We start from the raw sequence: 23,639 nt of genomic DNA, 5'->3' as shown, positions 1-23,639 counted from the left end.
TTCCCTCACCCGGCGATGTCTTCTCCAATGATTTCCCGCGCCATTTCGGCGAGCTTCGGCAGCGCCGGATGGCCGGGTGCGTCGCGGCGGGCGAGCAGCAGCGGCACGGTCGGGGCGTCGACGAGCGGGCGGTAAGCGACCCCGGCGTGCGGATGCATGTCGGCGGTGGAGGCGACCGACACCCCGGATCCGCGCCCGGCCGCGATGGCGGTCAGCCAGTCGTCGGTGTTGGCGACGGTGAGGGTGGCGGCGGGCCGGGCGTGCGGCGGCCACAGGTCGACGGTGGTGGTGCCGGAGACGGTGTTGAGGACGACCGTGCCGCCCGCGAGATCGGCGAGCCGGAGCGTGGTGTGTGCGGCGAGCGGCCCGTCCGCGGTCACCGCCGCCACCCGGTCCTCGCTGAACAGCACCTCGGTGACGAGACCCGGCGCGTCGACGGGCCCGCGCAGCAGCGCCGCGTCGACCTCGCCGCGGGTGAGCCCGGCCGTGCGGTCGTCGATCCGCAGCAGTTCGAGAGGGGTCTCCGGGTACCGCTCCTGCCAGCTGCGGAGCAGCGGTGTGGTGTACGGGCCGAACGCGGACCAGGCGTGTCCGAGCCGCAGCGGCCAGTGGCGCAGGCCGCCGGAGTCGACCGCCTCGTCGAAGGCGGCGACCGCGGCGGCCGCCTTGTCGCGGAAGACGACGCCCTCGGGGGTGAGAGCGAGGTGATGGGTGGAGCGGTCCACGAGACGGACGCCGAGATGCTGCTCAAGGGCGGCGAGGGTGCGGGAGACGGCGGGCTGGGTGAGGCGGAGCGCGGCTGCGGCGCGTGTGACGTTGCCCGCGTCAGCGACGGCGAGGAAGGCCCGCAAGTGGCGCAGCTCGACGCTGCGGCCCTGTCCTGTGCTCATGCGTCGGCAGCATAACGGGAGCGCATTCGGCATTTCACGCGCCGCGCGGAGGTCTCTACCGTAAAGAAACGGCCCATGCCGCAAGAGTGCAGTATCTTCAATCGTGCAGTGCAATGAAGTGAACCCGACCCTGCTCAGCCCATCGAGGACGAAGGCCGCCACGTGAACGACCAGCGCAGTGCCGCAGAGCCGGCCGCAGCAGCCGTCGCCGTACCGGAGGCGGTGTCCGCCCTCGACGGGGGCCCTGTGCGTCCGGGCGGGCGCAGGGCGGCGCTCGCCCCGGTGGCCCTGGTGGTCGCGGGCGGCCTCTCCGTGCAGTTCGGCTCGGCGGTCGCGGCCCTGCTGATGCCGCGGGCCGGTGCGCTCGGGGTGGTCACGCTCCGGCTGGTGGTCGCCGCGGTCGTCCTGCTGGTCGTCTGCCGCCCGAAGTTGCGCGGCCACTCGCGGGCCGACTGGGGCACGGTGGTCGCGTTCGGCATCGCCATGGGCGCCATGAACATGCTCTTCTACCAGGCTCTCGACCGCATTCCGCTGGGCGCGGCCGTCACCCTGGAGGTGCTCGGCCCGCTGGCGCTCTCGGTGATCGCCTCCCGCCGCCTGATCAACTTCGTCTGGGCGGGGCTCGCGCTGGGCGGGGTGTTCCTGCTGGGCGGCGGAGGCTTCGACCGGCTGGACCCGCTCGGTGCGGCGTTCGCGCTGGGTGCGGGGGCGATGTGGGCGACGTACATCGTCTTCAGCGCCCGCACCGGCCGCCGCTTCCCGCAGGCCGACGGTCTGGCCCTGGCGATGGTGGTCGCCGCGGTGCTGTCGCTGCCGCTGGGCATCCTGGAATCCGGCGCGAAGCTGGCGGTCCCGTCGACACTGGCGATGGGTGCGGCGGTGGCGCTGATGAGCTCGGTGCTCCCGTACACCCTCGAACTGATGGCGCTGCGCCGGCTGCCCGCGCACACATTCGCCGTACTGATGAGCCTGGAACCGGCCATCGCGGCGACGGCCGGCTTCCTCATCCTCGACCAGGCCCTGACGGCCACCGACGCACTGGCGATCGCGCTGGTCATCGGGGCGAGCATGGGTGCGGTCCGCAGCCAGGTGGGCGCCGGCCGCCGCGCGAAGGCGAATTCCTGAGGGCTGTCCCGTAATCCCTGGTGGATCAGCGCGCGGCGTCGGATGCGGTGCATCGCAAGGCGGAGGGACGTCTTCATACCGGTCGTATTCGGGCGTTCCGACAACGCGTCGAGGTGCCGTAGCTGTCGTCGTGCGCCCGCCAGGGATCACGGGACAGCCCTCAGGGGGCTGCCGTCACCATCCGCAGGCCGCGTCCAGGTCCCAGACCGAATCCGCCAGTTCCGCCGGAGACGTCGGCCAGCCGGAGGCGTGCCAGTGGGCGATCCGCCAGGACAGGCGGCGGGGCCAGACCGGGGTGGTGGGCAGGTCGGAGACCGGTACCCAGGCAGGGGCGCCACCGTAGTTGTCCAGGGTCTCCGGTTCGCCCACCTCGCCCTCTGCCTCCATCGTGAAGTAGTGGCCCCGGGTGCCGCCCCGCCAGATCCGGGCCACCTCGCGTACGACCGTTCCGTGCAGGCCGGTCTCCTCCCGGAGTTCGCGGACCGCCGCCACCTCCGGTGTCTCGCCGGCTTCGACGCCGCCGCCCGGGATCTCGTAGTGGCAGCCGTCGTCCCCGGGGAAGTGGATCAGCAGCATCCGCCGGTCGCGGATGACGATCGCGCCGCCGCGGACCCGGGTCGGTTCGGCTGTCGTCGGGTCGTCCAGGGCGGCCGTGTCCTGCGGGGGAGCTCCCTGCGACCACGCGCGCAGGACATTCTCCGCCGTGCCGACCGGGCGGATCCGGGCGTGCAGCGCCTCGGCCAGGGAGAGCGCGGCCGATGTCCCCCCGGCGGCCCGGTCGTCGGCGCGGATGGAACCCGGGGCGGAGCTCGGGGCGCCGCCCGGGAAGGAGTAGTAGATGCCGGTCTCGTCCCGATACTGCTCCAGGACAAGCCTGTTGTCGTCGAAACGCACACCCGCGGTGCGAGGTTCGTCAGTCATCGGCGGAGGCTAGCAGCCGGGTCCCGGCCCGGCCGTGGAGCCGGATGCATCAAACAATGCAAGCATGCTTGCTTGTTTCCTGGTCCGCTGACATGCTCCTGGGCACACCGCCACGCCCCGAGGGGAGCGCACCGTGTCCGATGCCGCAGCCGTGCTCGACGATCTGCGCAGCGAGAGCGACGAACTCGACCTGCTGGTAGCGGAGTTGAGCGCCGACCAGTGGGCCGGACCGACCCCCGCCGAGCGCTGGACCGTCGCCCACCAGATCGCCCATCTGACGTGGACCGACGAGGTCGCCCTGCTCGCCGTCACCGACCCGGACGCCTTCGCGGCGGAGGTCGCCAAGGCGCAGGCGGCACCCGACAGCTTCGTCGACCAGGCCGCCGAGGTGCTCGTGGCCGTGGAGCCGGCCGCGCTGCTCGCACGCTGGCGCGACGGACGTGACCGGCTCCAACGAGCCCTGCGCGGCGCCCCGCCCGGCACCCGCATCCCCTGGTACGGGCCGCCCATGAGCGTCGCGTCCATGGCGACCGCGCGGCTGATGGAGACCTGGGCGCACGGGCAGGACATCGCCGACGCCCTCGGCGCCGTACGCGCCCCGACCACCCGGCTGCGCCACATCGCCCGGATCGGGGTGCGGGCCCGTGACTACGCGTTCCTCGTGCGGGGGATCAAGGCGCCCGATGAGGAGTTCCGCGTCGAACTCGAAGCGCCCGACGGTGAGGTGATCGCATTCGGGCCCGAGGATGCCGGACAGCGTGTCACCGGGCCGCTGCACGATTTCTGCCTCCTCGTCACCCAGCGCGCCCACCGCGGCGACCTCGCCGTCCGTGCCTTCGGGGCCGACGCCGACCAGTGGCTGGACATCGCCCAGGCCTTCGCCGGCCCACCCGGCCCCGGCCGCGCACCCGGGGGCGGTGCACGGGTCGGCGCCCGATGACCGCCGCACCGCTGCGGATCGGGAACGCCTCCGGGTTCTACGGCGACCGCTTCGACGCCGTACGCGAGATGCTCACCGACGGCCCCCTCGACGTCCTCACCGGCGACTACCTCGCCGAGCTGACCATGCTCATCCTCGGGCGCAGCCGGCTCAAGGACCCCGCCCGCGGCTACGCCACCACCTTTCTGCAGCAGCTCGAAGAAGGCCTCGGGCTCGCCCACGAGCGTGGTGTGAAGATCGTCGCCAATGCCGGAGGGCTCAACCCGGCCGCACTCGCCGGGGCCGTCGCCGAGCTGGCACGCAAGGTGGGGGTGCCGGTCCGGGTCGCGCATGTCGAGGGCGACAGCCTGCCCGTGCCCGACGGGTTCCTCACCGCCAACGCCTACCTCGGCGGCCACGGCATCGCCGCCTGCCTGCGCGCCGGGGCCGATGTCGTCGTCACCGGCCGGGTCACCGACGCCGCCCTCGTCACCGGCCCCGCCGCCGCCCACTTCGGCTGGGGGCCGGACGACCACGACGCACTCGCCGGGGCCGTCGTCGCCGGGCACGTCCTGGAGTGCGGCACCCAGGCCACCGGCGGGAACTACTCCTTCTTCCGCGGCCACGACATCCGCCGGCCCGGCTTCCCGCTCGCCGAGATCCACGCCGACGGGTCGTCCGTCATCACCAAGCACGACGGCACGGGCGGCTTCGTCGACGTCGGGACCGTCACCGCCCAGCTCCTCTACGAGACCGGGGGCGCCCGGTACGCCGGGCCGGACGTGACCGCCCGGCTCGACACCGTGAGCCTGACCCAGGACGGGCCGGACCGGGTCCGGATCTCCGGGGTGCGCGGCGAGGCCCCGCCGCGCACCCTCAAGGCGGGGCTCACCCGGCTCGGCGGCTGGCGCAACGAGGTCGTCTTCGTGCTCACCGGACTCGACATCGAGGCCAAGGCACAGCTGGTGCAGGACCAGTTCGCGCAGGCGCTCACCCGGTCCCGTACCGGGCCGCCCGACGAGGTGCGGTGGGAGCTGGCCCGTACCGACAGGGCCGACGCCGACACCGAGGAGACCGCCGGCGCCCTGCTCCGGCTCGTCGTCCGCGACCAGGACCCGGAGGCCGTCGGAAGGACGGTCTCCGGGGCCGCGATCGAGCTGGCCCTGGGCAGTTACCCGGGCTTCCACGTCACCGCCCCGCCCGGCAAGGGCGCGCCCTACGGAGTGTTCGAGGCGAGGTACGTACCGGCGGAGGACGTCGAGCACATCGCCGTGGGGCCGGACGGGCGACGGGAGCGGGTGACACCACCCGTACGGACAAAGGCGCTCGAGGAAGTGGACGAGCCCGCTCTCCCCGAACCCCTGCCCGCCGGGCTGACCCAGCTCACCCCCCTCGGGCGCATCGCCGGGGCGCGGAGCGGCGACAAGGGCGGTGACGCCAACATCGGCATCTGGGTCCGCACCGACGACGCCTGGCGCTGGCTGGCGCACGAACTGACCGTCGAACGCTTCCAGGAACTGCTCCCCGAAACAGCCGAGTTGAACGTCGTCCGGCACGTCCTGCCGAACCTCCGCGCGCTGAACTTCGTCGTCCACGGCCTGCTCGGCGAAGGCGTCGCCGCACAGGCCCGCTTCGATCCACAGGCCAAGGCGGTGGGGGAGTGGCTGCGGTCCCGGCACCTCCCCATCCCCGTGACCCTGCTCGAAACCACCGACGCACCGGAGGCGCACGCATGACCGTCCTGGCCACCGGGCTCGACACCACGAGTCCCGAATACGCCGCGAACCGCGCCACCATGCTCGACCGGATCGACGAGCTCGGCACCGAGCACGGCAAGGCCCTCGCGGGCGGCGGCGAGAAGTACGTCGAACGGCACCGGGGGCGCGGCAAACTCCTCGCCCGGGAGCGGATCGAGCTGCTGATCGATGCCGACACACCGTTCCTCGAGCTGTCGCCGCTCGCCGCCTGGGGCAGCGAGTACGCCGTGGGCGCCTCGCTCGTCACGGGCATCGGGGTCGTCGAGGGCGTGGAGTGCCTGATCACCGCCAACGACCCGACCGTACGCGGTGGCGCCTCCAACCCCTGGACCCTGAAGAAGGCCCTGCGCGCCAACGAGATCGCCTTCGCCAACCGGCTGCCCTGCATCAGCCTCGTCGAGTCAGGCGGGGCCGATCTGCCGTCCCAGAAGGAGATCTTCATCCCCGGCGGCGCACTGTTCCGGGACCTCACCCGGCTCTCCGCCGCCGGTATCCCCACCGTCGCGGTCGTCTTCGGGAACTCCACGGCCGGCGGGGCATACGTCCCCGGGATGTCCGACCACACCGTCATGATCAAGGAACAGTCGAAGGTCTTCCTCGGCGGACCGCCGCTGGTGAAGATGGCGACCGGCGAGGAGAGCGACGACGAGTCCCTCGGCGGCGCCGACATGCACGCCCGCACCTCCGGACTCGCCGACCACTTCGCCGTCGACGAGCACGACGCGCTGCGCCAGGCACGGCGGATCGTCGCCCGGCTCAACTGGCGCAAGGCGCACGCCGATCCAGGACCCGCCGAGCCGCCGAAGTACGACGAGGACGAGCTGCTCGGGATCGTGCCGGGGGATCTCAAGATCCCGTTCGATCCGCGCGAGGTGATCGCCCGGCTCGTCGACGGCTCCGACTTCGACGCGTTCAAACCGCTGTACGGGACGAGCCTGGTCACCGGATGGGCGCGGCTGCACGGCTACCCCGTCGGTATCCTCGCCAACGCGCAAGGGGTGCTGTTCAGCGAGGAGTCGCAGAAGGCCGCCCAGTTCATCCAGCTCGCCAACCAGCGCGACATCCCCCTCCTCTTCCTGCACAACACCACCGGCTACATGGTCGGCAAGGAGTACGAGCAGGGCGGCATCATCAAACACGGCGCGATGATGATCAACGCGGTGTCCAACTCCAGGGTCCCGCACCTGTCCGTGCTGATGGGCGCCTCCTACGGGGCCGGGCACTACGGCATGTGCGGGCGCGCCTACGACCCCCGCTTCCTCTTCGCCTGGCCGAGCAGCAAGTCCGCCGTGATGGGCCCGCAGCAGCTCGCGGGTGTGCTGTCCATCGTCGCCCGGGCCTCCGCCGCCGCGAAGGGACGGCCCTACGACGACGAGGCCGACGCCGGGCTGCGCGCCATGGTGGAGCAGCAGATCGAGTCCGAGTCGCTGCCGATGTTCCTCTCCGGGCGGCTGTACGACGACGGGGTCATCGACCCGCGCGACACCAGGACCGTCCTCGGGATCTGCCTGTCCGCGATCCACACCGCCCCGGTCGAAGGCGCCCGCGGCGGCTTCGGCATCTTCCGGATGTGAGGCCGACCATGATCAGCACCCTGCTCGTCGCCAATCGGGGCGAGATCGCCTGCCGGATCTTCCGCACCTGCCGTGCACTCGGCATCGCCACCGTCGCCGTGTACTCGGACGCGGACGCCGACGCACTGCACGTCAGGGAGGCCGACACCGCCGTACGACTGCCGGGGGCCGCGCCCGCCGACACCTATCTGCGCGGCGATCTCGTCGTACGTGCCGCACGCACGGCGGGCGCCGACGCCGTGCACCCCGGCTACGGCTTCCTCTCCGAGAACGCCGGGTTCGCCCGGGCCGTGCAGGACGCCGGGCTCGTCTGGGTCGGCCCGCCGGTCAAGGCCATCGAGATGATGGCGTCCAAGACCCGGGCCAAGGAACTCATGGCCGCCGCCGGGGTGCCGCTGCTCGCACCCGTCGACCCGGCGCAGGCGACCGCGGGTGACCTGCCGCTGCTGCTGAAGGCCGCGGCGGGCGGCGGCGGACGCGGCATGCGGGTCGTACGTGAACTGGGCGCACTGCCGGGCGAGATGGCGGCCGCCACGGCCGAGGCCGCGAGCGCCTTCGGCGACGGCGAAGTCTTCGCCGAGCCCTACGTCGAACGCGGCCGGCATGTCGAGGTCCAGATCATGGCCGACGCACACGGCACCGTATGGGCGCTCGGCACCCGCGACTGCTCGCTCCAGCGCCGCCACCAGAAGGTCATCGAGGAGGCCCCCGCACCCGGCCTCGACGACGCGCTGCGCACCCGGCTGCACGACGCGGCGACCGCAGCGGCCCGCGCCGTCGGCTACCGGGGCGCGGGCACCGTCGAGTTCCTCCTCGCCGCCGACGGACGCCCGTACTTCCTGGAAATGAACACCCGCCTCCAGGTCGAACACCCCGTCACCGAAGCCGTCTTCGGGCTCGACCTCGTCGCCCTGCAACTGTCCGTCGCCGAAGGCGAACCCCTCCCCACCACGCCCCCGACCCCGCACGGGCACGCCGTCGAGGCCCGGCTCTACGCGGAGGACCCGGCCCGCGACTGGCAGCCACAGACCGGAGCACTGCTCACGCTGGACGTACCGGACGAACCCGGTCTGCGCCTCGACACCGGATACGCCGGCGGCGACACCATCGGCATCCACTACGACCCGATGCTCGCCAAGGTCATCGCCCACGCCCCCACCCGCGCCCAAGCCGTACGGCTCCTCGCCCGCGCCCTGGAACGCACCCGCATCCACGGCCCGGTCACCAACCGCGAGCTGCTCGTACGGTCCCTGCGCCACCCCGACTTCACCGGCGCCCGCCCCGACACCGGCTTCTACGACCGTCACCTGGACGCCCTCACCCGCACCCCGGGCGACAACGCGGACCGGCACCTCGCGGCCCTCGCCGCAGCCGCCGCCCACGCCGCCCGGCACCCGGACGCCGTCGGCACATCCCGCTTCGGCGGCTGGCGCAACCTCCCCTCCCAGCCGCAGACCAGGCGCTACCGCAGCGAACCCGACGGCGCCGAACACGAGATCGCCTACCGCACCACCCGCAGCGGCGCGATCGACACCCCCGGCGCCCGGATCCTCACCGCCACCCCCGGACACGTCACCGTCGAAACCGACGACGGCGTCACCCACCACTTCCGCCTCGCCACCCACCACGACCGGGTCCACGTGGACGGCGCCACCGGCACGCACACCTTCACCGCCCTCCCCCGCTTCACCGACCCCACCGAACGCACCGAACCCGGTTCCCTGCTCGCCCCCATGCCCGGCACCGTCGTCCGGCTCGCCGACGGCCTCGCACCCGGCACCACCGTCCGGGCCGGGCAGCCCCTCATCTGGCTGGAGGCGATGAAGATGGAACACCGCATCCTCGCCCCCGCCTCCGGCACCCTCACCGCGCTCCATGCCGCACCCGGCCTCCAGGTGGAGGTCGGCGCCCTGCTCGCCGTCGTGCAAGACGCACAGGAGGAACCGACCCCATGACCACCGTCCTCGAAACCGAAGAGCAGCAAGCCCTGCGCGCCGCCGTCGCCGCACTCGGAAAGCGGTACGGGCGCGACTACATGACCTCCGTCGTACGCGACGGCGCCCACCCCCGCGAACTGTGGACCGAAGCCGCCAAGCTCGGCTACCTGGGGGTCAACCTCCCCGAGGAGTACGGCGGCGGAGGCGGCGGCATGGCCGAACTCTCCATAGTCCTGGAAGAACTGGGAGCGGCAGGATCGCCCCTCCTCATGATGATCGTCTCCCCGGCGATCTGCGGCACCGTCATCGCCCGCTTCGGCACCGACACCCAGAAACAGCAGTGGCTCCCCGGCCTCGCCGACGGCACCCTCACCATGGCCTTCGGCATCACCGAACCCGACGCCGGCTCCAACTCCCACCGCATCACCACCACCGCCCGCCGCGACGGCGAGGACTGGCTGCTCACCGGGCGGAAAGTGTTCGTCTCCGGCGTCGACATCGCCGACGCCACCCTCATCGTCGGGCGCACCGAGGACGCCAGGACCGGCAAGCTCAAGCCCTGCCTCTTCATCGTCCCGCGCGACGCCCCCGGATTTCAGCGCTCGCAGATCGACATGGAACTCCAGGCACCGGAGAAGCAGTTCGAACTGGTCCTCGACGACGTGCGGCTGCCCGCCGACGCCCTCGTCGGAGGGGGTACCTCCGGCTCGAGCGAAGCCGAGAGCGGGGGAGAGGACGCGGGCCTCCTCCAGCTTTTCGCCGGACTCAACCCCGAACGCATCATGACCGCCGCCTTCGCCCTCGGCATGGGCCGGTACGCCCTCGGCCGCGCCGTCGACTACGCGCGGACCCGACAGGTGTGGAAGGAGCCCATCGGCTCCCACCAGGCCATCGCCCACCCCCTCGCCCAGGCGCACATCGAACTCGAACTGGCCCGCCTGATGATGCAGAAGGCCGCCAGGCTCTACGACGAGGGCGACGACATCGGCGCGGGCGAAGCCGCCAACATGGCGAAGTACGCCGCCGCCGAGGCCTGCGTGAAAGCCGTCGACCAGGCCGTGCACACCCTCGGCGGCAACGGCCTCACCCGCGAATACGGCATCGCTTCCCTGATCACCGCAGCCCGCGTCGCCCGGATCGCGCCCGTCAGCCGGGAAATGATCCTGAACTACGTTTCCCACCAGTCCCTGGGTCTCCCCAAGTCGTACTGACACAGGGGACTCTGTCCCTCCAGCCGCCGTTCGAAGGGACCCGCCATGGTGAACGTGTTCCGCAGCGAGTACGCAGACGTCCAGCCGCTCGACCTCCCCATCCATGACGCGGTCCTCGGGCAGGCCGCCGCCGCCTACGGCGACACGGTCGCCCTGATCGACGGCACCGACGGCACCACCACGCTCACCTACCGGCAACTCGACACATTCCACCGCCGGATCGCGGCGGCGCTCGCCGCCACCGGGGTCCGCAAGGGCGACGTCGTCGCCCTGCACAGCCCCAACACCCTCGCCTACCCGACCGTGTTCTTCGGAGCCACCAGGGCGGGCGCCACCGTCACCACCGTGCACCCCCTCGCCACGGCGGAGGAGTTCGCCAAACAACTCCGCGACTCCTCCGCCCGCTGGATCGTCACCGTCTCCCCACTCCTCGAAACCGCCCGCCGCGCCGCCGAACTCGTCGGCGGCATAGAGGAGATATTCGTCTGCGACCGGGCCGACGGACACACCTCCGTACTCGACATGCTGGGCTCCACCGCCCCCGAACCACGGATCACCATCGACCCGGCCGAGGACATCGCCGCACTGCCGTACTCCTCCGGCACCACCGGCACACCCAAGGGCGTCATGCTCACCCACCGCTCCATGGCCACCAACCTGGAGCAGCTGCGGCCGTTCATCCCGATGAACCCCGGCCACCGGATCCTCGCCGTCCTCCCGTTCTTCCACATCTACGGGCTGACCGCCCTGATGAACGCCCCGCTCCGGCTCGGCGCCACCGTCGTCGTCCTGCCACGCTTCGACCTCGTCCAGTTCCTCACCGCGATCGAGAAGCACCGGATCAGCGGGCTGTACGTGGCCCCGCCGATCGTCCTGGCCCTCGCCAAACACCCGGCCGTCGCCCAGTACGACCTGTCCTCGCTGGAGTACATCGTCAGCGCCGCCGCCCCGCTCGACGCAGGACTCGCCGCCGCCTGCTCCCGGCGCCTCGGACTGCCACCGGTACGGCAGGCGTACGGCATGACAGAACTCTCGCCCGGCACCCACGTAGTCCCGCTCGCCGCCGAGAACCCGCCGCCCGGCGCCGTCGGAAAACTCCTGCCGGGCACCGAGATGCGCATCGTCTCCCTCGACGACCCGGACCGCGACGCCGGCATCGACACCGACGGCGAGGTACTCATCCGCGGCCCGCAGGTGATGAAGGGCTACCTCGGCCGGCCCGGGGCCACCGCCGACATGATCGACGCCGACGGCTGGGTGCACACCGGCGACATCGGCCGCGTCGACGCCGACGGCTGGCTCCGCATCGTCGACCGGGTCAAGGAACTCATCAAGTACAAGGGCTACCAGGTCGCCCCCGCCGAACTCGAAGCCCTGCTGCTCGGCCACCCGTCGATCGCGGACGCCGCCGTCATCGGGGTGTACGACACCGACGGCAACGAAGTCCCCAAGGCGTATCTGGTCCGGCAGGCGGGAGTCGCCCCCGACGACCTCACCGCCGACGACGTCATGGCGTACGTCACCGAGCGCGTCGCCCCGTACAAGAAGGTCCGGCGGGTCGAATTCATCGGCGCCGTACCCCGCGCCACCTCCGGAAAGATCCTCCGGCGCGAACTGCGCGACCGGGAACAGGTCAACGAAAAAGTCATCGAGAAGGCGGCAGAGGCATGAAACTGGTCCGCACCGGCAGAGAACGTGGCATCGCCACCGTACGGATGGACTCGCAGACGAACCGCAACGCACTCTCCGCGCGGCTCGTCGCCGAACTCCGCGAAACCCTCGCCCGATACGGCGAGGACGACACCGTACGAGCCGTGGTCCTCACCCACACGGGCAACACGTTCTGCGCCGGTGCGGACCTCGGCGCACCCCCCGACCCGGAAGCGTTCGTCGCCCTCATGCGGGAGATCGTCACCCTGCCCAAACCCGTGGTGGCCCGCGTCGACGGACACGTCCGGGCAGGCGGCCTCGGACTCCTCGCCGCCTGCGACATCTCGGCCGCCGGACCCGCCTCCACCTTCGCCCTCACCGAATCCCGGCTCGGCCTCGCCCCCGCCGTGATCTCCCTGCCCCTGCTGCCCCGCACCGACCCGCGCGCCGCCGCCCGCTACTACCTCACCGGAGAACGCTTCGACGCGACCGAAGCCGCCCGGATCTCCCTGATCACCCTCGCCGCCGACGACGTGGACAAGGCGCTCGTCCCCGTACTCGACGGACTGCGCCGAGCCTCACCACAGGGGCTGGCAGCATCGAAGGAGCTGGTCACAGCTACTGTGCGGGAAAGTTTCGACCAGTACGCCGAAGACCTCATCGCCCGCTCGGCAGCACTCTTCGCCTCCGCCGAGGCACGGGAAGGGATGACGGCCTTCCACGAACGACGGGACCCCGCATGGGTGTTGTGACGCCCTCCACCGACAGGACTCCCAAGCAGGACCGCAGCCGCGCCACCCGCCGACGGCTGCTCGAAGCCGCGGTCGCCTGCCTCGCCGAACACGGCTGGGCAGGCTCCACGGTCTCCGTCGTCGCCGAACGCGCAGGCGTATCGCGCGGCGCCGCCCAGCACCACTTCCCCACCCGCGAGGACCTGTTCACGGCAGCCGTCGAATACGTCGCCGAGGAACGCTCCGCCGCCCTGCGCGCCCTGCCCGTCCAGGGCCGCGCAGCCGTCGTCGCCGCCCTCGTCGACCTCTACACAGGACCGCTGTTCCGCGCCGCACTCCAGCTCTGGGTCGCCGCCTCCAACGAGGCGTCACTGCACCCCCGCGTCAGCGAACTCGAAGCCCGCGTCGGCCGCGAGACCCACCGCATCGCCGTCGAACTCCTGAAGGCCGACGAGACACGGCCAGGCGTACGCGAAACCGTCCAGGGCCTCCTCGACATGGCCCGCGGCCTCGGCCTGGCCAACGTACTGACCGACGACACCGCCCGGCGGCAGAGGGTCGTGGCACAGTGGGCGGCCCTGTTGGACGACGCACTCAACTGAGCCCCTGGGCAGCCGACTCCAGGCGTGCCGCACCCTCGGCTTCCCCTTCCGCGGACGGCCCGGCCCGACCCACCGGGTCCGACCTGACCGGACACGGAGGGCGCGGCGCCCCGACGTGAGACACCGCGCCCGTCCGACACCCGGCCGACTCACCCCGTGATGTCGTCGTACCCCTCGATCGCCCGCGGATCACGCGGCCCCGGCCCGACATACCGCGCCGACGGCCGCACCAGCCGGCCCGTCCGCTTCTGCTCCAGAATGTGCGCCGACCAGCCCGCCGTACGCGCACACGTGAACATCGACGTGAACATGTGCGCCGGAACCTCCGCGAAGTCCAGCATGATCGCCGCCCAGAACTCCACGTTCGTCGCCAGCACCCGGTCCGGACGCCGCGCGTGCAGCTCCTCCAGCGCCGCCTTCTCCAGCGCCTCCGCCACCTCGAACCGCGGCGCGCCCAACTCCTTCGCCGTACGCCGCAGCACCCGCGCCCGCGGATCCTCCGCCCGGTACACCCGGTGCCCGAAGCCCATCAGCCGCTCACCCTTGTCCAGGGCCTTCTTCACATACGCGGTCGCGTCACCGGTCCGCTCGATCTCCTCGATCATCCCGAGGACCCGGGACGGCGCACCGCCGTGCAGCGGCCCCGACATCGCACCCACCGCACCCGACAGCGCCGCCGCCACATCGGCACCCGTCGACGCGATGACCCGCGCGGTGAACGTGGACGCGTTCATGCCGTGCTCGGCGGCCGACGTCCAGTACGCGTCGACGGCCTTCACATGCTTCGGATCCGGCTCCCCGCGCCAACGGATCATGAACCGCTCGACGACGGACTGCGCCTTGTCGATCTCGCTCTGCGGAACCATCGGCAGCCCCTGCCCGCGCGCCGACTGGGCGACGTACGACAGCGCCATCACGGCGGCCCGCGCCAGGTCGTTGCGCGCGGTCTCCTCGTCGATGTCGAGCAGCGGCTTCAGACCCCACACCGGCGCCAGCATCGCCAGCGCGGACTGCACATCGACCCGGATGTCACCCGAGTGCACCGGGATCGGGAACGGCTCGGCGGGCGGCAGACCGGGGTTGAACGCCCCGTCGACCAGCAGACCCCACACGTTCCCGAACGACACATGACCGACGAGATCCTCGATGTCGACCCCGCGGTAGCGGAGCGAACCGCCCTCCTTGTCGGGTTCGGCGATCTCCGTCTCGAACGCGATGACTCCCTCGAGCCCGGGTACGAAGTCGGACATCATGCGGCTCCCTCGAATCGGCGGCTGTACGGAGGCCACACTGGCCTGCCCCAAGATATTGGCGGGTTCCCACGACGCGGGGAAGCGTGACATCCCGCACAGCCCCCGGCATTACCGATGCGCGGTTGACACCCCTCCTCGCCGGGCAAACTGGGCCGCTGCGGCAGGATGACCCCGTGCCCACCGCAGATTCCCCTTCCGATTCCACCACCGATCCGGCCGCGATGCGCGAGCAGTACCGCTCCGAGGCCTTCACCGAGGACACGCTCGACGCCGACCCCATGCAGCAGTTCGCCCACTGGTTCCGGCAGATCGCCGCAGGTGGAATGGTCTACGAGCCGAACGCCATGGTGGTCTCCACCGCCACTCCCGACGGCCGCCCGTCCTCCCGCACGGTGCTGCTGAAGAAGTACGACGCCCGGGGCTTCGTCTTCTTCACCAACTACAACTCCCGCAAGGGCCGCGAACTGGACGCCAACCCGTACGTCTCGCTGCTCTTCCCCTGGCACCCGCTGGCCCGCCAGGTCGTCGTCACCGGCATCGCGGCCCGCATCGCCCGCGAGGAGACGGTCGCCTACTTCCGCACCCGCCCCCACGGCTCCCAGTTGGGCGCCTGGGCGAGCGAACAGTCGGCCGTGATCGGCTCCCGCCAGGAGCTCATCGACCGGTACGAGGAACTGGCGGCCCGCTACCCCGAGGGCGTACGCATCCCCGCACCCCCGCAGTGGGGCGGCTTCCGCGTCGTACCGGAGACCATCGAGTTCTGGCAGGGCCACGAGAACCGGCTGCACGACCGGCTGCGATACGTACGCGAGGGCGACGACTGGCGGGTGGAGCGCCTCTCCCCGTGACCGGGCGGCCCCGCACACGCAGAAACCCGCAGGCTCTGGTCCCTCCTTGCGGAGGGGCCGGCCGGACTTACCGGCGAGCCTGCGGGTCGGTGACTGCTTGGGATTGGCCGGCGACCGGCCTGCACTGCAAGAGCGCGACAACGGGCGTCAGCCCGCAGTCACCTCACGAGTCCGAGAAGACTGCACTTCCGGATCACCTCCTTTCAGCGTGTACGGCACACCCTAGGAACGCCGCCGGAACCGCACAACCGAATTACCGAAGGATCGGAAGGTCCCGATTTTCCGGAAAGCCGATGTGTGCTGGGTCACGTTCGAGTTCAATGGTCTGACGTGCGGCAATGGCGGACACGTCCTGCAGGGGGTCCGGGATGAGCGCTTCCACGACCAGTGGAACCACTGATGCCCTCGGCCCCGACCCGATCCCCGGGTCGGAGCTGCTTGCGGCGTTGCTCGACGGGATGGACGCGGCGCTCTGTGCGTTCGGCGCGGACGGCACGGTCACGCACTGGAACCGTGAGGCGGAGCGGATTCTCGGCTGGTCTGCCGAGGAGGCCGTGGGGCGGCCCGGGTTCGCGGGGTGGGCGGTGCGCAGTGCGGACGTGGGTGAGGTGCAGGGGCGGCTGATGGCGGCCATGGATGCGCCGGGGCGTCAGGTGCATGAGTTCGCGTTGCTGCGCAAGGACGGCGGGCGGGTCCTCGTGCGGATGCAGTCGGCCGGGGTGCGGGGTGCGGACGGGAAGCCGGCCGGGGTTTACTGCGCGTTCAGCGAGGTGCATGCGCAGATCGATCTGGAGCGGTCGATCGCGCTGAGTGAGGCGCTGTTCGAGGACGCGTCGTGGGGTGTGGTCCTCGTCGATGTGGATCTGCGGCCGACGGTCGTCAACGCGTGTGCGGCGCGGGCGCTGGGCGGTGGCCGTACGACGCTTCTGGGGCGTCCGCTCGCCGAGTTGGTCGTGCAGGGGGTGGAGGAGTTGGAGGGCGCGCTGCAGCATGTCCTGGCCGAGGGGCAGCCGCCCGCGCCCACCGAGCTGTGGGTGACGCTGCGGACGGCGGACGGGGACCGGCGGCGCTGCTGGCGCAGCGGGTTTCTGCAGCTGGCGTCGCCGCTCGCGGAGGAGCCGGTGCCGTTGGGGGTCGGCTGGCTGTTCCAGGATGTGACGGCGGAGAAGCTGGCGGCGCAGGAGGCGGACCGGGTGCGGTTCCGGTCGAATCAGCTGTACCGGGCGTGCCGGTCGGCGGCCGAGTGCGAGGACCCGATGGAGGCGGCGACGTCGTATCTGGATTTCGCGCTCGCGGGCTTCGCCGACCATGTGCTGATCGATGTGCTGGTGGGGGAGCGGCTGGTGCGGGCGGCGGCGACGCCGGCCGATGCTCCGGGTCCGTGTCTGCCGGTGGCCGGTGGCGGCCTTCCCCTGCGGTACGCGCCGGGGCATCCGGCGCTGCAGGCGGTGGACCGGACGGGTTCGGTCCGGTCGAGTGCCGGTCCGGGTGCGGGGGCTTGGGCGGATGAGCGCCAGTGGCCGAAGGGTTCGGTGCACGCTCTGTGCGCCGTGATGCGCAGCCGGGGCCGGACGCTGGGTGTGGTGACGTTCCTGCGGGCGGCCCATCGCACGGCCTTCGAGCGCCCGGACGCGGCGTATGCGGAGAGCGTTGCGGTCCGGGTGGCGGGTGCGGTGGACCTGGCGCAGGTGCTGGGCGGCTGAGGCCGGTGCGGCCGGGGGCGAAATCGCCCGCGACGGTCTGCCGGCGGTTTCTGCCCGGCCTGGCGGGCGTCGCGGATCCCACCGGCGGAGGTGCTCCGGCGCCGAGCGCGGGTGTGTGCCGGGCGCCGGTTCCTCTACTGCCGGTAGAAGATCCGGTCCGCGTACTCCGTCATCACGCGTCCGTTCCACTCGTGGCCGCCGTCGACGTTTCCGGACCGCAGCAGCGGCGGCTCGATCCCCCGCTCCACCAGCCGTTCCGCGGCCGCCGCCATCATCGCCTGCATCAGCGCACTGGTGACCACCGTCGAGGCGGGGGCGAACGGTGCCTCGATGCCCTTCGCGGTCAGCTCCGCGTCACCGATCGCGATCTTGCTGTCGACGACGATGTCGCAGTGGTCCCGCAGGAATCCGCCGGAGCTGTGCCGCGACCGTGTCGCGTCCGCGTACGCCACCGAGGTGACGCCGACGACCGTCAGTCCGAGCGCGCGGGCGTCCCGCGCCATCTCGACAGGCAGCGCGTTGCGCCCGGAGAGCGAGATGATCACGAGCAGGTCGCCCGCGCTCGCCGGGCTGGAGTCCAGCACGGCGCCGGCCAGACCGTCGACCCGCTCCAGCGCCGAGCCGAGCGTCGCGGGCATCACGTCGACGCCGAGCGTGCCGGGCACGGCGAGAAGGTTCATCAGGGCCAGACCGCCGGCCCGGTAGACGACGTCCTGGGCGGCGAGCGACGAGTGGCCGGCGCCGAACGCGAAGAGCCGGCCGCCGGCCGCGACGGTGTCGGCGATCGCGGCCCCGGCGGCCGCGATGTTGCCGGACTCCTCGTCGCGTACGCGCTCCAGCAGGCCGATCGCTGCGTCGAGGAACTGACCGGCCAGCTTGCTGTCGCTCATCGAGGAGGCCCTTTCGGCGGGGGTGGGTGACCGTGGGGTGTCCGTGCCGCGGATCACGTTGCGGTCTGGACCAGTGACCTGTCAATACCGCTCGGGCCCGCACGCGCGGTCCAGGGTTCGGTCGGCGCGGCACGGTTGTCGGAGGTATGCGTCAGAATTGGCTGAGGGCCAGCGCATGGCGTTGACGGCGTTTTTCATGTCACAGCATCGAGGGGCACGAATGTCCGGACTGATCGACACAACGGAGATGTATCTCCGCACCATCCTCGAACTCGAAGAGGAAGGCGTCGTCCCCATGCGCGCCCGGATCGCGGAGCGGCTGGACCAGAGCGGTCCGACGGTCAGCCAGACGGTGGCGCGCATGGAGCGCGACGGGCTGGTGCAGGTCGCGGGCGACCGGCATCTGGAGCTGACGGAGGAGGGCCGCCGGCTGGCGACGCGGGTGATGCGCAAGCACCGGCTCGCCGAGTGCCTGCTCGTCGACGTGATCGGCCTGGAGTGGGAGCAGGTGCACGCCGAGGCCTGCCGCTGGGAGCACGTGATGAGCGAGGCCGTGGAGCGCCGGGTGCTGGAGTTGCTGCGGCACCCGACGGAGTCTCCGTACGGGAATCCGATCCCGGGCCTGGAGGAGCTGGGTGAGAAGGCCGAGGCCGACCCGTTCCTGAACGCGGACATGGTCAGCCTGTCGGAACTCGACCCGGGAGCCGAGGGCAAGACCGTGGTGGTGCGGAGGATCGGTGAGCCGATCCAGACGGACGCCCAGCTGATGTATACGTTGCGGCGGGCGGGCGTGCAGCCCGGCTCCGTGGTCAGCGTGACCCAGTCGCCCGGCGGGGTGCTGGTCGGCAGCAGTGGCGAGGCGGCGGAGCTGGACGCCGAGGTCGCTTCGCACGTCTTCGTCGCCAAGCGCTGACCGAGATACCGAAGCGTAACGTCCGCTTTCCGTTTTTCCGTCCGGAATTGCAGCGCTCGGGCGGATCGCGTGCCAGGCTGTGGCTGAGGCATACCTGAGAGTGGCGGCCGCTTGGCCACGCGGTCGGGGAGGGAGCAGGAGATGCGCCCGTCGTACTGGCATGTGCACCAGAATGTGACTGCCACGAGCCCGGCCGCCCCCGTGACTGCGTCCAGCCGGCCCGCCCCGCCCGCGCGCACTCCGGCGTCCGCAGGCCTGCTCGCCCCGGTCGACCGCGCTCCGGCGCAGACCGCCTCGCACGCCCCTCTGACGTGGGAGGGCCCCGGCGCCGCGCGGCGCCGGGGCCTGTCCTCCCCTGTTCCGACCTGGAGCCCCGAGCTCTCAAGGTCGGTCCCCGCGGGCCCTCATCCCCGAGTGGTCCGCCTCCCGAAGAAGATCTCCCCGCCGGGGCCGACGTCAATCCTTGGGGGCTGTCACTCGAACGAGGGGTGTTGCGAGCCGGAACCCGTTGTTCGAATAAAGGTTCGATAGTCTGCGTGACGTGACCGCACGGTGATCGAGCGGTGATCGAGGATCAGAAGGGGGTGCCAGGACATATGGTGCGGCGCATCGATGTGACGGGATCCGACGGCGTACGCCTCGCGGCCTGGGAGTTCGCCGATCCGCCCAAGGGGCGCACGGAGGGCGAGCGCGCCCCCGGGGTCTTACTGCTCCACGGACTGATGGGCCGGGCCTCCCACTGGGCCCCCACCACCCGCTGGCTCGCCGAGCGGCACCGGGCCGTGGGCCTCGACCAGCGGGGGCACGGCCGCAGCGAGAAGCCGGCCGAAGGCCCGTACACCCGCGACGCGTACGTCGCCGACGCCGAGGAGGCGATCGAACAGCTCGGCCTCGGCCCCGCCACCGTCGTCGGCCACTCGATGGGCGCCCTCACCGCCTGGCAGCTCGCCGCGAAGCGCCCCGATCTCGTCCGGGCCCTGATCATCTGCGACATGCGGGCCTCCGCGCTCGGCGCCGCCTCGCAGCGGGAGTGGGAGGACTGGTTCAAGTCCTGGCCGCTGCCGTTCGCGACGCTCTCCGACGTGCGGAAGTGGTTCGGCGAGGACGACCCCTGGGTGGAGCGGCCGAACCCGTCCCGCGGCGAGTTCTTCGCCGAGGTGATGGCCGAGCGGGCCGACGGCTGGCGGCCGGTCTTCTCCCGCCGCCAGATGCTCCAGTCCCGCGCGACCTGGGTCCACGACGCGCACTGGGAGGAGCTGGCACAGGTCCGGTGCCCGACGCTGGTGGTCCGTGGCCTGGACGGCGAACTGGGCCGGGCGGAGGCCCAGGAGATGGTCCGCGTACTGCCACGCGGGCAGTACGCGGAGGTGGCGGACGCCGGTCATCTCGTCCACTACGACCAGCCGGAGGGCTGGCGCGCGGTGGTCGAGCCGTTCCTGGAGCAGTTCGCCGAGGACTCCCAGGACGACCGCGAGCCCGTCTCCTCGTAACGAAAGCCGCACCGCCGGCCGGACCTGCTCAGGTCACCCCTTGCTGACCGCCGCCAGGATCTCCGGAAGCCGGTTCGCCGTGCGGGGAGCCGCCAGCCGCAGCCCCGCCCAGGCGATCAGCGTCCCGTACGCGCCACCCACCGGCACCAGCAGCCACAACCAGTCCTCCGCATCGGCGAGATGCAGCCAGATCGTCGCCACGATCACCGGCGCGCACAGCACCGCCGCCGAGACCATGCCGCCGAAGATCGAGATCCAGGCGAGCCCGGCCTGCCCCGGTGCCACGTTCTTGAACGCGCCGTCCTGCGGGATCGAGTACGGGAAGTTGGCCGACGCCACCGCGCCCGTCGCCAGCATCGCGCCCAGCAGGGCGAAGGAGAGACCCATGACGCCCGGCAGCACCTCCCAGTCCCCGAGCACCGCCGCCGTCACGACGGTCACCAGGATTGTGTACGGGAGGGTGATCACCAGCAGCGCCAGCGCCCGCGCCCGCAGTTCGAGGTACGCGTCCCGGGTGGAGGAGATCGTCAGCGCCACTATCCAGAACGCGGAGGTGTCCTGCCCGAACTGGTTGTACATCTGGATGCCGAGCATCCCGGCGGCGAAGCACGCGAAGTAGACCGAGCCGGTGCCCTGCACGGCGTTGAGCAGCGGCACGATCAGACCGATGGCGAGCGCCGTCACCCAGGCGGCCTTGGTCTTCGGGTCCCGTGCGACGTACCGCAGGCTGCGTCGCATCACCGTCCCCGTGCGTCCCTCGGGCAGCAGTGCGGAGAGCCGGGAGCCGGCCGCCGCGGACTTCTTGCGGGTCGGTTCGGCGGCAGCGAGTGTCGAACCGTCCGGGGCGGTCATCAGCTTCACCAGGCTCCGCTGCCACAGCCACAGCAGTGTGCCCAATGCCGCGACGGAGAGCAGCAGTTGCAGCACGGCCCGGCCGTACGAGCCCTGCGCCGCGGAGTCCACCGCACCGATCGCCGAGGCCGGCGGCAGCCAGCGCACCACGTCCGCGGCCGGGTCGAGCGCGGACAGCCCGCCGGACCGGCCGAGCCGTTGCGCACCGAAGTTGACGACCTGGATACCGACCGCGATCACCAGCCCGCTGAGCACCGCCAGATCGCGGCCCTTGCGGGAGGTCAGCAGCCGGGTGTTGGCCGTGGCGACGGCCCGGGCCAGCGCCACGCACACCAGCAGGGTCAGCGGCGCGGCCACCACCGCGCACACCACGGCCGCCGCCCCGTGCGCCACCGCGAACGCCGAACCGACCGCCAGACAGAGCGTGAACAGCGGCCCGATGCCGACCAGGGACGCCATCAGCAGCGCCCTGATCAGCGGGCGCGGCCGCAGCGGCAGCATCACCAGCCGGCTTGGGTCGAGGGTCTCGTCGCCGCTGGGGAAGAACAGCGGCATCACCGCCCAGCCGAGCGCCAGCACCGCCGTGAGCAGCACCACGAGCGATCCTGCGTGGGCGTGGCCGCGCAGCGCGATCAGCGCGATGACCTGGCCGGCGGCGATCAGCAGGGTGACGACGACGGACGAGATGTAGGCGGCCCGCCGGCCCGACGACTGCCGCAGCCCGTTGCGCAGCAGTGTCAGCTTGAGCCGAACGAAGACGGAGACGAGTCCTTCACCGCCCCGGCCGTCCGAGGGGCGGGGGGCGGGGATGACGGGGGTGTCGAGCACGCTCATCGGGTGCCGCCCAGCCAGTCGAGGGACTCGCCGGTGTCCCGGCCGCCCGCGCCGACGAGTTCGAGGAACGCGTTCTGCAGCGACGACGCCGAGCCGCGTACCTCGGAGAGGGTGCCCTGGGCCCGGATCGTGCCGTTCGCCATGACGGCCACCCAGTCGCACAGCGACTCGACGAGCTCCATCACATGGCTGGAGAAGACGACGGTCGCCCCCGAGCCGGTGTACCGCTCCAGCACCCTGCGGATGGTCTGTGCCGAGACGGGGTCGACGCCCTCGAACGGCTCGTCCAGGAAGAGCACTTCGGGGTTGTGCAGCAGCGCCGCCGCGAGCCCGATCTTCTTCCGCATGCCGGTCGAGTAGTCGACGACCAGCTTGTGCTGGGCGTCCGCCAGATCCAGTACGTCCAGGAGCTGGGTGGCACGCTTGTCGACCTCGGCGCCCGGCAGCCCGCGCAACCGGCCGGTGTACGCGAGGAGTTCGCGCCCCGAGAGGCGCTCGAAGAGCCGCAGCCCCTCCGGCAGGACGCCGATCCTGGCCTTGACGTCCACCGGGTCGCGCCAGACGTCGCGCCCGCCGACCTCGATCGTTCCGTGGTCGGGTCGGAGCAGGCCGGTCACCATCGACAGCGTGGTGGTCTTGCCTGCGCCGTTGGGTCCGACCAGACCGATGAACTTCCCGGCGGGCAGCTCCAGATCGATCCCGGCGACGGCGGTCTGCTCGCCGAACCGCTTCCAGAGGCCCTGCACGCGAACGGCGGGCGGCGCCTCCACCGCCCCGCTCGATTCCGCTGCTGTCCGGTCCGACATGGTGCACTGCCTTTCGGTGTCCCCGTCTGTGGTGGACAGACTACGAAAGGCGTGCGCGCGCGTCGGCCGCTTCCCGCCCGCAGGCGTAGGCGAGCGGGCAGATGACCTCCCCCGCGTCCGGCAACCACCGGTTTGCGGGGGTCGGGCGGCGCGCCCACTGAACCGCACCGCGCCCGCCGATCCGGGTCGGCGGCGCCGCCACGTAGTCGCCGTCGCCGCGGCCGGACAGATCGATCGCGGCGGCGCTCCAGCCCAGCTTCCGTACGAGATCGTCCACCTTGGCCGCCGCCCCGGGCAGTACGAAGAAGAGCATCCGGCGGTCGGGGGTGCAGGTGACGGGGCCGAGCGGCAGGTTCATCCGCTCCATCCGGGCCAGCGCCAGGAAACCGGCGGACTCCGGTACGTCGATCGCGTCGAAGGTGCGCCCGGTGGGCAACAGGACCGATGCCGTGGGGTACTCGGACCACATCCGGCGGGCCGCGGCGCCGCTGCCGGTCGACCGGCCCGCCCAGTCGGTCCGGGTGGGGTGGGCGCCGGGGGAGGCACAGCCGGCCTCCCCGCACGAGCAGCGCTCCGCCCCTCCCACCGCCTCCAGCCAGGTGCCGGGGAACACGTCCCAGTGCCGCTCCTCCGTGTACCGCACTGCGGCGTCGAGCAGTTGGTCTCCTCGCTGCTTGGGGATCTGTGCGGCTTCCATGACATTGATGGGCTCTTCCACGAACACCTCAACTGC

General features: G+C 71.7%; 20 protein-coding genes. 13 read left to right on the top strand and 7 right to left on the bottom strand.

Features of this window, described 5'->3' with window-relative positions; all coding sequences use genetic code 11:
• Nucleotides 1–5: 5 nt before the first annotated feature.
• A complete protein-coding gene (locus OHA88_RS21875; RefSeq protein ID WP_328626751.1) occupies nucleotides 6–890 on the bottom strand; it encodes a LysR family transcriptional regulator in 885 nt (294 codons plus the stop codon).
• A gap of 162 nt (nucleotides 891–1,052) precedes the next feature.
• On the opposite strand from OHA88_RS21875, the gene OHA88_RS21870 reads away from it, so the two are divergent.
• Nucleotides 1,053–2,015: an EamA family transporter gene (locus tag OHA88_RS21870; RefSeq protein ID WP_267003300.1), complete on the top strand. Its 963-nt coding sequence runs from the start codon at nucleotides 1,053–1,055 to the stop codon at nucleotides 2,013–2,015.
• A 174-nt stretch (nucleotides 2,016–2,189) separates the two neighbouring features.
• Here OHA88_RS21870 and OHA88_RS21865 read toward each other — a convergent pair whose 3' ends face one another.
• Nucleotides 2,190–2,936 carry an NUDIX domain-containing protein gene (locus OHA88_RS21865; RefSeq protein ID WP_328626750.1) on the bottom strand — a complete coding sequence of 249 codons (747 nt, stop codon included), beginning with the start codon at nucleotides 2,934–2,936 and terminating at the stop codon, nucleotides 2,190–2,192.
• A 133-nt stretch (nucleotides 2,937–3,069) separates the two neighbouring features.
• On the opposite strand from OHA88_RS21865, the gene OHA88_RS21860 reads away from it, so the two are divergent.
• Genes OHA88_RS21860 through OHA88_RS21825 form a run of 8 tightly spaced genes read left to right on the top strand, consistent with a single transcriptional unit; the run spans nucleotide 3,070 to nucleotide 13,317 of the window.
• Nucleotides 3,070–3,876, top strand: a complete 807-nt coding sequence (locus OHA88_RS21860) for a TIGR03084 family metal-binding protein (protein WP_328626749.1) — start codon at nucleotides 3,070–3,072, stop codon at nucleotides 3,874–3,876.
• Nucleotides 3,873–5,591, top strand: coding sequence for an acyclic terpene utilization AtuA family protein (locus tag OHA88_RS21855; protein WP_328626748.1), 1,719 nt, complete (start codon nucleotides 3,873–3,875; stop codon nucleotides 5,589–5,591). The genes OHA88_RS21860 and OHA88_RS21855 overlap by 4 nt, the downstream gene beginning before the upstream one ends.
• Complete coding sequence (locus tag OHA88_RS21850) at nucleotides 5,588–7,186, top strand: acyl-CoA carboxylase subunit beta (RefSeq protein ID WP_328626747.1); 1,599 nt, start codon at nucleotides 5,588–5,590, stop codon at nucleotides 7,184–7,186. The genes OHA88_RS21855 and OHA88_RS21850 overlap by 4 nt, the downstream gene beginning before the upstream one ends.
• Before the next feature lie 8 nt (nucleotides 7,187–7,194).
• On the top strand, nucleotides 7,195–9,141 hold the full coding sequence (locus tag OHA88_RS21845) for an acetyl/propionyl/methylcrotonyl-CoA carboxylase subunit alpha (RefSeq protein ID WP_328626746.1): 1,947 nt from the start codon (nucleotides 7,195–7,197) through the stop codon (nucleotides 9,139–9,141).
• A complete protein-coding gene (locus OHA88_RS21840) occupies nucleotides 9,138–10,334 on the top strand; it encodes an acyl-CoA dehydrogenase family protein (RefSeq protein ID WP_328626745.1) in 1,197 nt (398 codons plus the stop codon). The genes OHA88_RS21845 and OHA88_RS21840 overlap by 4 nt, the downstream gene beginning before the upstream one ends.
• 45 nt (nucleotides 10,335–10,379) lie before the next feature.
• Nucleotides 10,380–12,005 carry a 4-coumarate--CoA ligase family protein gene (locus OHA88_RS21835; RefSeq protein ID WP_328626744.1) on the top strand — a complete coding sequence of 542 codons (1,626 nt, stop codon included), beginning with the start codon at nucleotides 10,380–10,382 and terminating at the stop codon, nucleotides 12,003–12,005.
• Complete coding sequence (locus OHA88_RS21830) at nucleotides 12,002–12,736, top strand: enoyl-CoA hydratase family protein (RefSeq protein WP_326628289.1); 735 nt, start codon at nucleotides 12,002–12,004, stop codon at nucleotides 12,734–12,736. The genes OHA88_RS21835 and OHA88_RS21830 overlap by 4 nt, the downstream gene beginning before the upstream one ends.
• Nucleotides 12,724–13,317: a TetR/AcrR family transcriptional regulator gene (locus OHA88_RS21825; protein ID WP_267003291.1), complete on the top strand. Its 594-nt coding sequence runs from the start codon at nucleotides 12,724–12,726 to the stop codon at nucleotides 13,315–13,317. The genes OHA88_RS21830 and OHA88_RS21825 overlap by 13 nt, the downstream gene beginning before the upstream one ends.
• Before the next feature lie 149 nt (nucleotides 13,318–13,466).
• Here the strand turns inward: OHA88_RS21825 and OHA88_RS21820 are convergent, their stop codons facing one another.
• Nucleotides 13,467–14,567, bottom strand: coding sequence for a citrate synthase 2 (locus tag OHA88_RS21820; RefSeq protein WP_313938602.1), 1,101 nt, complete (start codon nucleotides 14,565–14,567; stop codon nucleotides 13,467–13,469).
• Nucleotides 14,568–14,791: 224 nt separating this feature from the next.
• On the opposite strand from OHA88_RS21820, the gene pdxH reads away from it, so the two are divergent.
• Together pdxH and OHA88_RS21810 are read left to right on the top strand one after the other, a co-directional pair.
• Complete coding sequence (pdxH, locus tag OHA88_RS21815; RefSeq protein WP_328629755.1) at nucleotides 14,792–15,418, top strand: pyridoxamine 5'-phosphate oxidase; 627 nt, start codon at nucleotides 14,792–14,794, stop codon at nucleotides 15,416–15,418.
• Nucleotides 15,419–15,786: 368 nt separating this feature from the next.
• Nucleotides 15,787–17,121 carry a PAS domain-containing protein gene (locus OHA88_RS21810; RefSeq protein ID WP_328626743.1) on the top strand — a complete coding sequence of 445 codons (1,335 nt, stop codon included), beginning with the start codon at nucleotides 15,787–15,789 and terminating at the stop codon, nucleotides 17,119–17,121.
• Between the two features lie 134 nt (nucleotides 17,122–17,255).
• Here OHA88_RS21810 and OHA88_RS21805 read toward each other — a convergent pair whose 3' ends face one another.
• Nucleotides 17,256–18,011: an SIS domain-containing protein gene (locus OHA88_RS21805; RefSeq protein ID WP_326628284.1), complete on the bottom strand. Its 756-nt coding sequence runs from the start codon at nucleotides 18,009–18,011 to the stop codon at nucleotides 17,256–17,258.
• 220 nt (nucleotides 18,012–18,231) lie between these two features.
• Between OHA88_RS21805 and OHA88_RS21800 the strand changes: the two genes are divergently transcribed.
• Complete coding sequence (locus OHA88_RS21800) at nucleotides 18,232–18,924, top strand: metal-dependent transcriptional regulator (protein WP_030926443.1); 693 nt, start codon at nucleotides 18,232–18,234, stop codon at nucleotides 18,922–18,924.
• Between the two features lie 596 nt (nucleotides 18,925–19,520).
• On the top strand, nucleotides 19,521–20,414 hold the full coding sequence (locus tag OHA88_RS21795; RefSeq protein ID WP_328629754.1) for an alpha/beta fold hydrolase: 894 nt from the start codon (nucleotides 19,521–19,523) through the stop codon (nucleotides 20,412–20,414).
• Between the two features lie 33 nt (nucleotides 20,415–20,447).
• Here OHA88_RS21795 and OHA88_RS21790 read toward each other — a convergent pair whose 3' ends face one another.
• Genes OHA88_RS21790 through OHA88_RS21780 form a run of 3 tightly spaced genes read right to left on the bottom strand, consistent with a single transcriptional unit; the run spans nucleotide 20,448 to nucleotide 23,603 of the window.
• Nucleotides 20,448–22,100, bottom strand: a complete 1,653-nt coding sequence (locus OHA88_RS21790) for a transporter (RefSeq protein ID WP_328626742.1) — start codon at nucleotides 22,098–22,100, stop codon at nucleotides 20,448–20,450.
• Nucleotides 22,097–22,906: an ABC transporter ATP-binding protein gene (locus OHA88_RS21785; protein ID WP_328626741.1), complete on the bottom strand. Its 810-nt coding sequence runs from the start codon at nucleotides 22,904–22,906 to the stop codon at nucleotides 22,097–22,099. The genes OHA88_RS21790 and OHA88_RS21785 overlap by 4 nt, the downstream gene beginning before the upstream one ends.
• Nucleotides 22,907–22,946: 40 nt before the next feature.
• On the bottom strand, nucleotides 22,947–23,603 hold the full coding sequence (locus tag OHA88_RS21780) for a bifunctional DNA primase/polymerase (protein WP_328629753.1): 657 nt from the start codon (nucleotides 23,601–23,603) through the stop codon (nucleotides 22,947–22,949).
• Between the last annotated feature and the right edge of the window lie 36 nt (nucleotides 23,604–23,639).

Origin of the sequence: Streptomyces sp. NBC_00353 (assembly GCF_036108815.1) — a bacterium.
Classification (GTDB): Bacteria; Actinomycetota; Actinomycetes; order Streptomycetales; family Streptomycetaceae; genus Streptomyces.
The sequence above is the reverse complement of the archived record's forward strand: the minus strand, read 5'-3'. Positions and strand labels throughout refer to the sequence as shown.